Origin of the sequence: Shewanella sp. TB7-MNA-CIBAN-0143 (assembly GCF_040310065.1) — a bacterium.
Taxonomy (GTDB): Bacteria; Pseudomonadota; Gammaproteobacteria; order Enterobacterales; family Shewanellaceae; genus Shewanella.
The window spans coordinates 148,632-163,442 of record NZ_JBEOPL010000002.1 but is presented as its reverse complement, the minus strand read 5'-3'; the positions used below and the strand labels follow the sequence as shown (position 1 = coordinate 163,442).

The window sequence follows — 14,811 nt, the reverse complement described above, 5'->3', positions numbered from 1 at the left end:
TCTAGTACCGGATAAAAAATAAACGACCGTTTGAAACAAATGATTAATAATTGTATGAGAATAGGTCATTTGCATGTAACAAACTTGTAGCTAACTCAATAATTTTACGTTAACTTGAGAATAGTTAAGGACTAACATAAGTCCTTATGGTCGCATGATAGGACTATTGTGACCAATTCTTGGGGAAAACAAAATTATTAAAACAAGATTTGGGGAAAAAAGATGAAAAGACTCATTTTGGGTGTTGCAATAACATCTGCTCTTGGCTTGACAGCATGTGGTGGTGACAGTTTTAACGAAGCAGTAGATAATGCTGAGCCGTTAGTGCCTGTTTCACATATGCAGTTTGATCCTGCTAATAGCAAAGTACCATTACCAAACGACTTACTCTTCAGTGGAACCACTGATGGCACATTATCTATCCCTGGCGAAGCCAGCGGTAACTATACTGATCCTCAAATTGCATTAGGTGCATTAGATGGATGGTCAACTAGTTCACCAATTTCAATTACTGTCGAACTTGCTAATGATTTACAGGGCAATGCATTAACGTTAGATGCAGCCTCTGTGTTTCAACCTGGTGCGGTGCGTATGTTTGAAGCGACGGTGGGCGGAGCATTATCAAGTGATGCTGAGTGTAAATCAGCACCTTCAGTTTCAGCTTGTAAAGTAGGTGAAGAGCTTCAATTTGGTGTTGATTTTGTATCAAAAGCATCAGGCAATAAAGTTGCCATAGTACCGATTAAACCATTAAAAGCGGGTCAGTCTTATATCTATGTGACTACCGATCTTATTCAAGACTCGCTAGGCCGTGCTATTGCTCCGTCAACAACTTATGGTCTGTTAAAGTTAGATTTTGAAACACAGCAGCTTGAAACAGAACAACAAAAAATGCTGCAGTATCTGGTCAACAGTTATGAAAAAGGTGTTGCTGAAACACACGGTGTTGATCCTGAATCGATTAGTTTTTCAGGTTTATTTACCACTCAGTCAGTCGCTGATGTGTATGAAACCACTAAATTATTGATGGCTTCTAATCCTGCTTACACACCTTCATTTGTGCAAACTCCTACGCCAACTGGATTGACAGTTGCTCAGGCTGCTGGGTTAACGCCAGCATCGGGTACAGCCTATGTAGTCGCCGATATGGCTGATCTTTATACTGCCAAAATTAAACTGCCAATCTACGGTGATTGTTCATCAGCTGGCTGTGTGATCCCAATCGTAGATGGTGCTCCAACAGCGCCTAATGGCCGTTGGTTTGCTCAAGGTGACAGCCCTGTGTCGGTATTGCTAGCTTTACAGGCGGGTACATTAAGCCAAGCTAACTTTTTCGCACAAGCATCTGTTAATGGTGTTGACCCTCAAGCTGCATTAAGTAACCCAGCATTGCTTGCAGGTAAACAGTGGAAACTTGATGACGGTACTGCTGCAGATAAAACGAAACATTTAACCAAGTTTAACCCTATTCCGGCTATCAAAGGTTATGAAACTGTTTCAGTTCAAATTACCTTACCGAATGCGGCTAAGCTTGCAGCATTTACCGCTGCTCAAGGTGGAACTTTTGTGCCTCCAACAAGTGGTTGGCCAACCACAATCGCAATGCATGGTTTAGGTGGTGGTAAAGAAATGGCACTAGCTTATGCGGGTACATACGCTGCAGCTGGTGTTGCCACTATTGCGATTGATATGCCATTGCACGGTGCTCGTTCATTTGATTTAGACAAAGACGGCACTTATGAGATATCTGCAACAGCCCCAGCTTTTGGTCCTGTAGTCGGTAAGCCTAATGCGTTCACCAATGGTAACCCATTAGTGTTTGTTAACATCGCCAGCACATTGACAGTGCGTGACAATTTCCGTCAAGCAACCTTAGACCAATTAGGGTTAAGATTATTATTGACTGGAATGGCGCAACAACTCGCTGCGGCAAATCAACCTCAAGTATTTGATGTGTCTAAAATCAGTGCACAAGGTTTGAGTTTAGGTGGCATTGTTGGCACTACATTCTCTACTTATGCTAGTACTGGATTAGTTAATCCTATGACGGGTGATGCTTTACCTAACGCTTATGCTATTAATGCAACATCGTTAGTGGCGCCTGCTGGTGGTTTAGCTGGTGCATTTGCGGGTTCTGCTGCATTTGGTCCACAGTTATTCGCCAATGTCACCGCGTCTAGTACGTTTGCCGCTCTCGTTACTGCTGCAAATACTGCAGGTTATGAGGAAGGTAGTGCCGAGTATGCTGCTTTAGTTCAAGCAGTGTATGCTGAGTTTATACCAACATTTGCTTTTGCAGTGCAAACAGCTGTCGATTCTGCTGACCCAATTAACCATGGCGAAAAATTAGCGGCTACTGGTTTACCAGTGCATTTAATTGAAGTGGTTGGCGATGGGGCAGGCAACTTAGGTGACCAAACATTACCTAACAGCGTTGAAGGTTTCCCATTATCGGGTACTGAACCGTTAATTACCTCGCTAGCGCTAGGATGTGTTGATACTACAACGCCAGGTTCTGGTGCTGTACGCTTCTCTAAAGGCCATCACAGTTCGATTGTTAGCCCAGGTGAAGTAGATGGTGTAACAGACGGAATGGCTCTTGCTGCGACTGTTGAAATGCAGTCTCAAGTTGCTGGTTTTGCAAAAACAGCAGGTTTAGGACAAGCTACGATTGTTGTGAGTAACAGCGATGTGATCCAAAGCTGTAACTAATGTTTACTATTTAGTACGCAATATCTTAAGAAACCCAGCAATTAGCTGGGTTTTTTATTGTCTACTTGTCGGTTATTACTGTTAAAATACCGCAAGATTGTCATCCCTGTATGGAGCGAGTTTTGGAATTTTTATATGAATACGGCCTGTTTTTAGCAAAAGCGGTAACCATTGTTGTCGCTATTTTAGCGGTAGTAATATTTGTGCTGGCAGCAAGCATGAAAAACAAATCTGATAAAGGTGAGCTAAGACTGACTGATATTTCAGATGAGCTTATGCAGTTAAAGCATCAGTTGAAAGAAGAGTTACTGCCTAAAAAGCAATTTAAAGCCTATGAAAAGCAAGTGAAAGCAGCCGAAAAAGCGGCTGAGAAACAAAACTTAACCAAAGGCAAAGTATTCGTTATTGATTTTAAAGGCAGTATAGATGCCAATGAAGTCGCGTCATTACGCGAAGAAGTGACTGCTATTATAACCATCGCAGATAAAGATGACCAAGTATTGGTCAATGTTGAAAGTGGTGGCGGTATGGTTCATGGGTATGGCCTAGCGTCAAGTCAGTTAGATCGTTTGCGTCAAGCTAATATCCCATTATCGATTTGCGTGGATAAAGTGGCTGCAAGTGGTGGCTATATGATGGCGTGTGTGGCTAATAAGGTTTACGCCGCACCGTTTGCGATAGTGGGCTCAATTGGGGTGATTGCGCAAATACCAAACTTTAATCGTTTGTTAAAAAATCATGATATTGATTATGAACAGCACACCGCAGGTAACTTTAAACGTACTTTAACCGTTTTTGGTGAAAACACTGATGAAGGCAGAGCTAAGTTCCAACAGGAATTAGAAGAAACTCACGTGCTTTTTAAAGAGTTTGTCGGCCGTTATCGTCCTAATATGGACATTGCTAAAGTTGCCACTGGCGAACATTGGTATGGCCAGCAAGCAATTGACTTAGGGCTTATCGATGCGGTTTCTACCAGCGATGATGTAATTTTAGACTTGGTTAACACCCATCAAGTGATTAAAATTCAATATCAAATGAAGAAAAAGCTAGCAGATAAAATTGCTCATGGCGTTTCACTATCAGTGACCACTATGATGAATCGTTTTGCGGAGCGTAATCAATCGGTGTAGTACAGCAACATCACCACAACGCAATTGATTAAAAACAAAAACGACAGCCTAGGCTGTCGTTTTTTATACTGTAAAGCTTATGATTGACTAAGCTTTGTAACTGATGTGTTGATGGAAACGTAAAATGACATCGGCGTGTTCTTTATCAATGTCGAACTCATTGGTAAATACACGTATAGCTTCTTCAACTTGATTCATAAAACGACCATAGCCTTCGTCTGTTTCATCGCTTTTACCTGCGACAATCACAAATCGGAAAACGTCTACAAGCTTGTTCGCATCCCAGTGGCAAATCGGCTCTGGTGATTCTGCATGAGGATCAAACCCAACCATCTGAAATTCGTTAGTACTGGTTAATTGCTCATACTTACTGTTACGTACAAGTGGTATTTTGCCGTTGGCAACCACCGCAACACGATTAAGCTGTTTGCTTTTAGTCGCTTCGATAAACTTGTCACATACCTTTTGATAAACACTGGTAAAGTCGGTGGTATCATTTGCGAGTAACTGCTTTTTGATGCGGCGGTCAACTGGAATGTTTATGGTGACATAATTGAGCGTGCTGACATTTTCTGGTAGCTCGCAATGACGTCGGTGATAGCGACTATCAACAGCGCGTAATTTATAACCGTAGGTTTCTTTTAGTCCTTTTGCTTTAGCAAAGAAATCATAAGAAATATGCTGGTGGTCACGGACTTTAATTGGCACATTTTTAACGGGTAATAATGGTTTTAGTTCAGCTATAAATTTTTGTACATGAGAGTGAAACTCAGCCGAATTACTGCGAAGGTCATTGCCAGTGGCTAAAAATACAATTCTAAGTTTTCTAGCTCTAAAGCCTGCAACGCTGTGTAAACGGTTAGCCTCATGGTGGGCTGGGTTATAGAAAAAACGTAATTGCTCATCTGTGGTTAAGCAATAAGCTTCACTGTGGAAGCGTACCATAGGCAATTTATCGGTAGTGACAACGTGCACGTTGTACAATTCTTGCTTTTCGGCTAGTTGATAGACGAGTTTGCTAAATTCATCGTAACAAGTTTCTAAATCACTGTATGCATTAAGATATTCATCAGTTAACGGAAAACCAATGGTAATGTATTGATTTTTACGTGTTGCTGTTGGCAAGTATACTTTTTTTTGACGACTGACGGACATATTATTTCCTTATTGCCTTAGTTGTTGTCTAAAGTTTATCGTTATATGTTTATGCTTATTTAATGCGCTTGCTGAGTGTCCATTTTAAACATTGATGCTTAAATTAAAATGACTTTCGATCACTTTATTAAAATGTTTTTAACATGTCGAACAAAAATTGTTCAAATTTAAGTGTTTACTCGGATAAAACTTGTGTGATCCAAGGTAACATTAACTGCGTAATAGTGTCTTGAGCTTGTTCATTCGGATGAATGCCATCGCGCTGCATAAGCGTTTTGTCGGTGGCAATATCTTGCATGAAAAAAGGGATTAACTTAATAGTATATTGTTCGGCTAACTGATGATAAATCTGAGTAAAAGATTTGGCATACCTCGGGCCGTAATTCGGTGGTACCATAATCTCAGTTAATAACACCTTGGCGCCTTGTTGCTGCGATAGGGTAATGATTTTTGTAAGATTTGATTTCAGTTTATTTGGTGGAAAACCTCTCAACCCATCATTACCACCTAGCTCAATGACAATCAGGTCTGGCTGGCTTGAAGCCAGTAAACTCGGGAGTCTACGTAATCCTCCCGCCGTTGTTTCACCACTAACAGAACCATTAATTATCTGATGCTGAGGCAACTGGTTACGTAATAATTGTACCCATCCCTGATCTTCTGGCATGCCATAGCCTGCACTTAAGCTATCACCTAATATCAAAATCGTGGCAGCATAGGTCGGTACACTCATAACTATCAGTATAAACACGCTGGTAAGCACGCGTTTCAGTGACGAATATAAGAAGGATTGTATGTCTAATAATATCGATCGAAATACCAGTGCCATTACTGTAACTAACCTCAATAAAACTGTCGTGACCCAAGAGGGAGAGTTGACTATCCTCAACGGCATTAATATAGAAGTCAAGCAAGGAGACAGTATCGCCATTTTGGGACCATCAGGTTCAGGTAAGTCGACACTATTGGGTTTACTTGCAGCATTAGATACACCTACCTCTGGTGAGATAGTGTTGGATGGGGTGGCATTATCCGGATTAAATGAAGAGCAAAAAGCAGCGCTTCGTAAGCAAAAAGTCAGTTTTATCTTTCAGTCATTTATGCTGGTTGATACCTTAACAGCGCTTGAAAACGTTATGCTACCCGCAGAGCTTGCAGGGGTGAAAGATGCCAAGCAGAAAGCCCAAACCATGCTCAATCGCGTTGGTTTATCTCATCGATTAAATCATTTGCCTAAACAATTATCGGGTGGTGAACAGCAACGTGTGGCTATTGCCAGAGCTTTTATTTGTGAACCCAAAGTGCTGTTTGCAGATGAACCAACAGGCAACTTAGACAGTGTGAATGGTGATAAAATTGCTGATATGTTGTTTGAGTTAAACCAAGAAAGTGACACCACGTTGGTGTTAGTGACGCATGATTTACATTTAGCAAAACGTTGCGCACGCCAATTAGTGATGGAAAATGGCCATTTATCAGAACCATACGCAGATAATCTTAAGGCTGCCCATGTGAGCGCGGAACCTGTTGCGGAGGTTAATTAATGGAGTGGCAAATTGCGTGGAGATTGTTTAAACGTGAACTCGCTCAAGGACAATTAATTCTTATCGTGTTGGCTATTACGTTAGCGGTGTTATCCGTGACCGGGCTAGCGCGGGTTAGTGAGCGTTTACAAGTGGCCATTAATGGCGAAGCCTCTAACTTTATTGCCGCCGACCGTATTATCGACTCACCGGTTGAACTTGATGCACAAGTCCTTACTGTTGCCAATGAGTTAGGCCTTGCCCACGTCACTAACATGCAATTTAACTCGATGGTGTATTCGGGCGATAAATTTCAATTAGTGACCGTTAAAGCGGTAGGTGATGGCTATCCGTTAAAAGGCGATATAGAACTGAGTAACGGTGTCACTCGAGCATTACCAAGCAAGGGGCAAGCATGGTTTGAAAATCGTTTAGGTGGTTTGCTTGGCTACCCAAAAAGCATTGAGTTGGGCAATAGTGAGTTATCGCTAACCGAAGAGATTAGTCGTTTACCGGATGCAGGGTTTAATCCGTTTGCGTCCTCACCAGTATTACTCATACGTTTAGATGATGTGGCGGCGACAGGTATTATTCAACCTGGTAGTCGGGTGACGTATTTATACCAATTTACTGGTGATGCAGAGCAGCTAACGGCCTTTGAACTGCAAGCTAAACCTTTGCTCAATAACAGCCAGCGTTGGGTAGATGTGCAATCGGGAGATTCCCCGATAGCTTCAGCTGTGCAACGTGCGGAGCGCTTTTTGCTGCTAGCCAGTTTACTCGGTATTGCATTAGCGTGCGCCGCGATTGGTATTGCAGCGCAGCGTTACTGTCAACGCCACTATGATGTTGTGGCCATGCTGAAAACCTTTGGCGCTTCAGGCAAGCAAATTCGGGTGTTATTCGGACTGCATTTGTCGTTAGTGACCTTATTGGGTATTGCACTGGGTTTATTGGGCGGGTTATTGCTCGACATTGGCATTACGGCATTTTTACCACCAGAGATAGCCGCTTATTCTCCACCGTATTTACGCCCTATTTTATTAGGTGTAAGCACGGGGCTAATCAGTGCATTTATGTTTTCTGCTTATCCGTTAATGCGGCTGTTAGCCATTCCGCCGTTAAGAGTATTGCAGCGCCAATTAGAAGGCCTGCAGCTGGGCATGTGGCTCCATTTACTATTAAGCTTGGCCGCGATGGCCTTGTTGGGGTATTTGTATTCAAGAAGTTTAGCATTGACGATGACAGTGGTACTTGCGGTGCTGTTGTTAGGTTTTTTACTCAGTGTGCTGGGCTTTGTGATGATCCGTTTCGGTCATGGCATTGGCATGAAAACCACCAATCCTTTCCAACTAGCATTAGCTGGGCTTCGCCGTCGTGCTCGTCAAAATGCTGTGCAATTGGTTGGATTTAGCAGTGCATTGGTATTATTGCTCACCATCTTGGCCTTGCGTCAAGATTTACTTAATGAATGGCAAAAGCAGTTACCTGAAAATGCACCTAACTACTTTCTAGTGAATATAGCCCCTGAGGATGCTAAGCCATTAAATGACTTTTTAAGCCTAAATCATATTAACGCTACCGATATTTATCCTGTGGTGCGTGGTCGACTCACTCATATTAACGACGAGGAGTTGATTTCGGGCAAACAAGCTGAAAGCGGAGCTGAAGGGCGAGTGGGGATTTCTCGCGAACTAAACTTAACCTATCGAGATACTTTACCGCCAAATAATAAGCTGCTTGAGGGCAAGTTTAATCAAGCTGCGGATGATGTTTCGGTTGAGTCCGGTGTCGCAGATAGACTAGGCGTTATACTTGGCGACAAGCTCACTTATAGCATCGATAATCAATCCTTTTCGGTGAAAGTTGCCAGTATTAGACAGGTTCAGTGGGAAACCCTACAACCTAACTTTTTCATGATTTTTACCCCTGAAGCGTTGGCGCCATTTGCCTATACCTCGATGGCTAGTTTTCACCTTAATGATGCGCAATTAGCGGCTGATGGTAGCTTGCTGAGCGCCAATCAAGTGGTATTGCAACTGATCCAACAATTTCCAACGATATCGATTATTGATGTTGGGGCGATGGTTGAGCAGCTACGGCAAATAATCGATCAAGTGTCATTATCACTATCACTAGTGTTGGCATTAGTGTTGTTGGCCAGTGCCTTGGTGTTGATTGCGCAAACTGAGGCTGGCATGGCGACTCGACAACGAGAACTCGCGGTGTTGCGAACTTTTGGCGCATCCGGTTGGTTACTTCGTGCTTCTACTGGAATTGAGTTTGCTTTGCTTGGTGCAATTGCTGGTTTATTAGCGGTGATAGTGGCTGAGTTTGCTTTATACATGCTAAAAACTCAAGTGTTTGAGTTAGTGGTATACATGCATTGGCCATGGTGGGGCATAACTCCAATCGCAGGCGCGCTAATTGTGGCAATCTTAGGGATTTGGCGTTGTCGTCAGTTACTCAATAAGTCGTGCAGTGACATGTTAAAAGAGGGCTAAAGTACTTACAAATATTAAGGGAGATGCATTGTCATCTCCCTTTTTTATGTTGCCTTTTTACCTTAGTTGATCACTGATGTGATTACTTTTGACGCATTTTATATTGGGTTGGACAATACGCTCTATCAATACCTTCAGGTCGCAATTTAAGGTGCTTGGTTTTACGGCCACTAACACGGGCTCGCCAAGACTTAAAGCTATTGGGTTTGAGTGATGAGCGCATGAGTTTAATCACATTTGATTCGTTTAAGCCATAAAGATGTTCAATAGCTTCAAATGGCGTGCGGTCTTCCCATGCCATTTCAATGATCCTTGAGGTATCGTGCGGTGATAGCATTGAGTTTGATAATGTTTATTGGGTTTGCGCTCTAATACGTTAGTTATCAGCGTTTAGATTAGTGTATTAAGGATTTGTGTTTAAGGCAGATGAATACGTTAAAATATAGAGACAAGCTTTATTGGCCTATATTTTTTTTCATTAGTGGATGCTGAACAATTATCAGATCATCCTATTGGCGGACGGTTAAATGCCGGCACCACAGGGTGAGTGCTCATTACCAATGATGAGTGCGGTACATTTAATATTATTTCCCCCTGCCAAGTCGTGCTATAAAATTTATCAAGCCACCTTAGCTGTCGATTACGAGATTGGACAAGCATTTGTCTAATCACTAAATCGTTTTAAGTTGGCTTGCTGTATAATTAAGCTATATTAAAAAGTGCTCGGTGCCGACCACGATAAATGTAGTGGTTAATATAGTAGTTAATGTTGTGATGAAAAGTGTTAGTTCTGAATAATTTATGATTTAGTCCACCAGGATACATAGTTGTAGAGGCAAATATTGTCGATGGAGCATAAAACACCACTCTCATATCATTTTAAAGACAAACATATATGGTTTGACATGACCATGCTTGCAGCATTGTTTGTTGTTGCAGCCTACGTTCCTCTATTAAAAATTGTGCCTTTAGTTGCCTGTCTAGAGTTATTCAGCTTTTTTAGTTTTCACTTACTAGCAAAACGGAGTCGATTCCAGTTACAGGGCTTTCTGGGAGGATTTATTTCCAGTACGGCAGTTTTTTTACAAATATTAAATGATAAAAAATTTGCATCAACAAGTGAACGTGACTTGCTACTGACATTGTTGTTTGCTTTATGTTCTATGTTACTGGAATGTCTATTTATTATCTTTTTTTTGGCAGACCAATTAGCCTTTATTTTTTATATCCCCTTTGTCACGCAATTATTTTTTTTTATTACGGCGATAATATATGTGCAGATGCAATCCAATTTACTTTTTTTAAGTAACCAGTCAGGGCAACCAACAGTTGATATTGAGCTATTAATTGATCACCCGATAAATTGGAAAAATGTTGCTAAGCTATCTATTTTTATCCTCGGACTTGTATATGCCATGCATTTTATCGGCAGTGAACTTGGTTTATCGCGAGGGATCAGTACTTTGCTGGTATCATTTTTTGAAGCTCATGCCATTCTTGTATCGGTGATGAGCGAATGGTCTATGAATCCACAGGATATTGATTTAATAAATTTATTGTTGTTAATTTTACTCGGTAACACCATCAGTAAATCGTACTTGATGTTTAAAGGAAGCAATTTTTCTCACAAATGGATTTTTATTGCAATGATGTTTTTGGGGTTTGCATTAAGTGTCGGTGCTACGTTTTTTTGCTCTTTTTTGCTTGAGTAATGTGTTTGCTATTCTCTCTAATAATACAAACTGCACTTTACGTCTGTGGCATAATACCCCCCACCATTGACTGCATATCTGACGAGACAAAGCATAATATCCGCTTAAGTAGCCAATAATAAATGATTATCCCAAGTTAAGGTTATTTATGCGTCTTGATCGATTTGTTTGTAAAAGTACTGAATTATTAAAGTATGAGGTTATTCAACATATCCATAACGGGGCTGTGCTCGTTAATGGTGTAGTTGTCAGGGATGAAGCTGTTCAAGTTCATGAAAATAATGACATCAGCTTAAACGGTCAAAAGCTTGCTGCTCGAGCGTTTCGTTATATGTTAATCAATAAACCTGCCAATACCCTTTGTTCGAATGTCGATGGTGTCTATCCGTCGCTATTCTCGTTAATTGACGCCGAACGACCATCTGAGTTGCATATTGCCGGACGATTAGATGCCGACACAACCGGATTAGTGCTTATTACCGATGATGGTCGTTGGACATTTGCTATCACGTCTCCGTCTGGGCAATGCCATAAAGTTTACCGGGTTAAATTAGCTAAGCCGATAGCAGCAGATGCCGGAGAGTCTTTTTTACAAGGCATTGCTTTGCAAGGGGAGCAAGAGCTGACATTACCGGCACAGTTGCACATTATCACACCACAAGAAGTATTACTGACCTTAACTGAAGGCAAGTTCCATCAAGTTAAACGCATGTTTGCTGCCGTAGGTAATAAAGTGGTGTCGCTGCATCGAGAAAGTATTGGTGCGGTTAAACTGGATGTAGCAATAGGTGAATGGCGTTATTTAACCGATGTAGAAATTGGTTCATTTAGTCATATACTTTTAAATAAGCTTTAAATTCAGCGCCCCTTAGTATTTGTGTAAAAAGCGCTTTATTGATTATTTTATCATGACCTCACGCATGCGATATTCACCCGTTAATGTCCTTACTTCAGGGTATTTGGCTGAAATTTCATTAGACATTTTTTTATCAGCCTCGCTCCACTTTTTCATGAACGCTTCATACTTCTTTTTGTTAGGCTCTATGTCTGCGCCATTAGCCATAGTAACGACTAATAACATGTTAAAATCACCACTCACTGGTAAATCACTTGCATAGATTTTCCAGTCTTTGATATAACCAAGTTCCTTTTCAATTTTAACCGCTTTAACCCAGCTATTACTCAAACCTGCCAAATATATATCCGCCATATTAGGATCTACTTTAACGGTAGTCATTACCATTATTTCAGTACCGAGATCGTAATCTTGGTAAATCTCCAATCTATCTTTGGCAAATAATGCGGAGCTAAATACAACGCAAGCTAATGTAATTAATAATTTTTTCATTTTATTATCCTTTTTAATAATTAATTATTTTGTTCGTTTTTTGTACAATTTAATCATAGTAAGGAATCAGGTAGAGTCAAGTCACTCTACAATGCGGCATGTTAACCTGGCCGTTTTACGGGAGTGTGTGAGGATGGCAAAAAGTAAATCGTATTAACCACGGGTTTGAGCTGGAATGACACCTTTCTGGTTATATTGTCCTTTTAGCTAACGTTAGTGGGTAAGGTTATTAAAAATACATAAAACAATAACTTTTTGTTATCATTGTGCCATTATCGGCGGTGACGTTAGTGTCCGCATAATCGATGTCGTATAAGAGATGTTCATTGTCGATGCAATGAAGTGTTCAGTGCATAATAGAGGCGCAGCATGTTAAATCAACAATGGTTAACCACATTTATTAAACTTGTCGAAGTAGGGCATTTTACTCACACGGCAGAGCAGCTTTTTATGACGCAACCTGGCGTGAGCCAACACATTAAAAAGCTTGAGCTGCAAGTGGGCGTTGATTTACTGATTCGAATAGGAAAAAGCTTTGAGCTAACTGAAGCTGGAATTGTGTTATATCAACAAGCATTAGTTTGGCAGCAGCAACAGCAACAAGTTTTGTCGCAATTAGCGGTTGATGATGAGCATGTAGGCGTTTGTCGTTTAGCGTGTTCGGGATCGATGGCGTTGCTTTTATATCCTCACCTTATTGACTATCAGTTGCCACATAGTCAATTACAAATCCATCTGGAAGCGGCGCCCAATAAACGCATTATTGATAGTGTTATGGCCAATACCGTTGATGTGGGCATCATTACGCAGCCGATTAACATGGATGAGCTGGTGGTGACCCCATTAGCTGCACAGTCTCTATGTCTAGTGTTACCGCAGTCGTACCCACATCAATCGGTTACATTTGAACAACTCATGGAACTTGGAATGGTGAGCCATCCAGATGCGATGCATTATTGGTCGCAAATAGTCGGCCAGTATTTTATTGAAAAACAGGTGTTAGCGTTGCAGGTGCCTATTCGCAGTTACGTTAACCAATTGAACCAAATTCTTGTTCCCGTGGCTAAAGGGCTGGCATTTGCTGTGCTACCACAATTTGCAGTTGATAATTTTGCCCAACAACAGCATATCCGCATAGCATCTTTTGCCACCGAGCAAGCCAACAATGTGGTGGTCAGTGAGCCCTTGTTTATCATTTACAAAAAACATCGGCCACTTGCACGTCGTTATGGACCGATAATCAATAAAATTAAACAGTTGGTGAAGTGATGCCCGTTAGCCCGGTGAATTTTCTCGGTGGTTTAGTGCTCTGAGTTAGCTCGCTGAGTTAGCTCTTAGAATTAATAATGTGTTGTAATGCACTGTTGATATCAGTGTATTGAAACTCAAAGCCAGCCGCTAAAGTCCTTGTGGGTAGTACAAATTGGCCGGTAGTGAGCAACTCTGACATTTCACCCATTGCCAGTCTTAGCGCTAATGGTGGCGTGGTTATTTTGGCCGGACGATTTAACGCACTGCCTAATGCTTTAGCAAATGTTGCATTGCTAACAGGCTGAGGTGCAGTAGCATTGTAAATACCTTGTAAGTTGGTGTTGTTCAGCAAATAGTTAATCAGTCCAATTAAATCATCAACATGAATCCAACTCATACCTTGCTCGCCACTGCCTATTGGGCCGCCTAAACCAAGTTTGAATGGAGGTAGCATTTTTGCTAATGCGCCGCCATTCTTCCCGAGCACAATACCTATTCGAGTAATACACACTCGGGTCTGTTGTGACTGGGCTTGAAGTGCGAGGTCTTCCCATTTCTGGCATATATCATGGCTAAATTCAGTATGAAATCCACTTGTCTCATCGACTGGACTCTGGTCTTGTCGACCATAGTAACCCACCGCTGAGGCGCTAATAAACGTATGTGGCGGCGTAGTACTTTTACTAATAAGCTGAGTTAATTCCGTGGTGATGTCCCAACGGCTGTCGCATATTAGTTTTTTTTGTTTGTTGCTCCAACGTTTACTGACTATCGGTTCGCCTGCAAGGTTAATTACGGCATCTATGTCGTTAAGGTGTGGTTTATCAGTAAGGGCTTGCCAGTATTGATGGTGACTGCCAAGATTATTTTTTGCGTTATTAATATTTCGCGTCAATATGATCAGTTGGTGTTCGCTAAGCGATTTAACTAAGCGTTTGCCAACAAACCCCGTTGCACCAGTGATTAATATTCTCATCTAAACTCCCTTCTACTCAGTAGAACAATATACGATGGTAACCTTAAGAAATGATCACAAATTCTGCACGCAACATACTTGTTATTACGGCTTTTGATAGCATAATTCCATCGACACAGAGTCTGCAAAGCGAAGTGCATGGGGTTTATCAATTTCGACACTGGCAAATTCAACCCAATCATGTTCGCTGGCAATGGCGAGAGTTTGATTGGTTAGGTTTTCGAGTAATGAAAAACGATTATTTTCAATCAAAGCAATGATATTTTTAGTAATGGTGCGATAATTCAACGCATCAGTGACATTGTTGCTGTTTCGCGCTTTGTCGGCACAATAATGGATCACTACATTGACGATGACATCTTGTTGGTTATTGATTTCATCTTCTTTAATGCCGATATAGGTGCGTAAACGTAAGTTTTTAATGCGTATAATAGCGGTTTCTGGTTTCATATTGAGTGAGTGGATCCCTAAAAGTTGTTGTAAGCCAATATTGTCAT

Annotated in this window: 13 protein-coding genes; 7 read left to right on the top strand and 6 right to left on the bottom strand. The window is 41.3% G+C overall.

Translation table 11 applies throughout. From position 1 onward, the window contains the following. Positions 1-222 precede the first annotated feature (222 nt). Both AAEY97_RS02120 and sohB read left to right on the top strand, forming a co-directional pair. Entirely contained in the window at positions 223-2,712 is a 2,490-nt protein-coding gene (locus AAEY97_RS02120) for a VolA/Pla-1 family phospholipase (RefSeq protein WP_350996216.1), read from the top strand. 122 nt (positions 2,713-2,834) lie between these two features. After that, positions 2,835-3,845, top strand: a complete 1,011-nt coding sequence (gene sohB, locus AAEY97_RS02115; RefSeq protein WP_162022732.1) for a protease SohB — start codon at positions 2,835-2,837, stop codon at positions 3,843-3,845. A gap of 87 nt (positions 3,846-3,932) precedes the next feature. Here sohB and AAEY97_RS02110 read toward each other — a convergent pair whose 3' ends face one another. Beyond that, complete coding sequence (locus tag AAEY97_RS02110; RefSeq protein WP_101087882.1) at positions 3,933-5,000, bottom strand: DUF3083 family protein; 1,068 nt, start codon at positions 4,998-5,000, stop codon at positions 3,933-3,935. A gap of 175 nt (positions 5,001-5,175) precedes the next feature. After that, a complete protein-coding gene (locus AAEY97_RS02105) occupies positions 5,176-5,733 on the bottom strand; it encodes an arylesterase (protein ID WP_162022733.1) in 558 nt (185 codons plus the stop codon). A gap of 61 nt (positions 5,734-5,794) precedes the next feature. Here AAEY97_RS02105 and AAEY97_RS02100 point away from each other — a divergent pair, with 61 nt between their 5' ends. Further along, entirely contained in the window at positions 5,795-6,544 is a 750-nt protein-coding gene (locus AAEY97_RS02100) for an ABC transporter ATP-binding protein (protein WP_162022734.1), read from the top strand. Next, entirely contained in the window at positions 6,544-9,027 is a 2,484-nt protein-coding gene (locus AAEY97_RS02095) for an ABC transporter permease (RefSeq protein ID WP_350996212.1), read from the top strand. The genes AAEY97_RS02100 and AAEY97_RS02095 overlap by 1 nt, the downstream gene beginning before the upstream one ends. 82 nt (positions 9,028-9,109) lie before the next feature. On the opposite strand, the gene AAEY97_RS02090 is transcribed toward AAEY97_RS02095, so the two are convergent. After that, the gene (locus AAEY97_RS02090) at positions 9,110-9,364 is read right to left on the bottom strand and encodes a TIGR03643 family protein (protein WP_101087889.1); all 255 of its coding nucleotides are present in this window, start codon (positions 9,362-9,364) and stop codon (positions 9,110-9,112) included. 511 nt (positions 9,365-9,875) lie between these two features. Between AAEY97_RS02090 and AAEY97_RS02085 the strand changes: the two genes are divergently transcribed. Next, positions 9,876-10,739, top strand: a complete 864-nt coding sequence (locus AAEY97_RS02085) for a DUF4010 domain-containing protein (protein WP_350996210.1) — start codon at positions 9,876-9,878, stop codon at positions 10,737-10,739. Positions 10,740-10,887: 148 nt separating this feature from the next. Further along, entirely contained in the window at positions 10,888-11,595 is a 708-nt protein-coding gene (locus AAEY97_RS02080; RefSeq protein WP_350996208.1) for a pseudouridine synthase, read from the top strand. Between the two features lie 42 nt (positions 11,596-11,637). Here the strand turns inward: AAEY97_RS02080 and AAEY97_RS02075 are convergent, their stop codons facing one another. Further along, positions 11,638-12,087, bottom strand: a complete 450-nt coding sequence (locus tag AAEY97_RS02075) for a hypothetical protein (RefSeq protein WP_350996205.1) — start codon at positions 12,085-12,087, stop codon at positions 11,638-11,640. 369 nt (positions 12,088-12,456) lie between these two features. Between AAEY97_RS02075 and AAEY97_RS02070 the strand changes: the two genes are divergently transcribed. Continuing rightward, positions 12,457-13,356 carry a LysR family transcriptional regulator gene (locus AAEY97_RS02070; protein WP_350996202.1) on the top strand — a complete coding sequence of 300 codons (900 nt, stop codon included), beginning with the start codon at positions 12,457-12,459 and terminating at the stop codon, positions 13,354-13,356. Between the two features lie 58 nt (positions 13,357-13,414). On the opposite strand, the gene AAEY97_RS02065 is transcribed toward AAEY97_RS02070, so the two are convergent. Together AAEY97_RS02065 and folX are read right to left on the bottom strand one after the other, a co-directional pair. Then, positions 13,415-14,314 carry a TIGR01777 family oxidoreductase gene (locus AAEY97_RS02065; protein ID WP_350996199.1) on the bottom strand — a complete coding sequence of 300 codons (900 nt, stop codon included), beginning with the start codon at positions 14,312-14,314 and terminating at the stop codon, positions 13,415-13,417. Between the two features lie 84 nt (positions 14,315-14,398). Then, positions 14,399-14,764 carry a dihydroneopterin triphosphate 2'-epimerase gene (gene folX / locus AAEY97_RS02060; protein ID WP_101087907.1) on the bottom strand — a complete coding sequence of 122 codons (366 nt, stop codon included), beginning with the start codon at positions 14,762-14,764 and terminating at the stop codon, positions 14,399-14,401. Between the last annotated feature and the right edge of the window lie 47 nt (positions 14,765-14,811).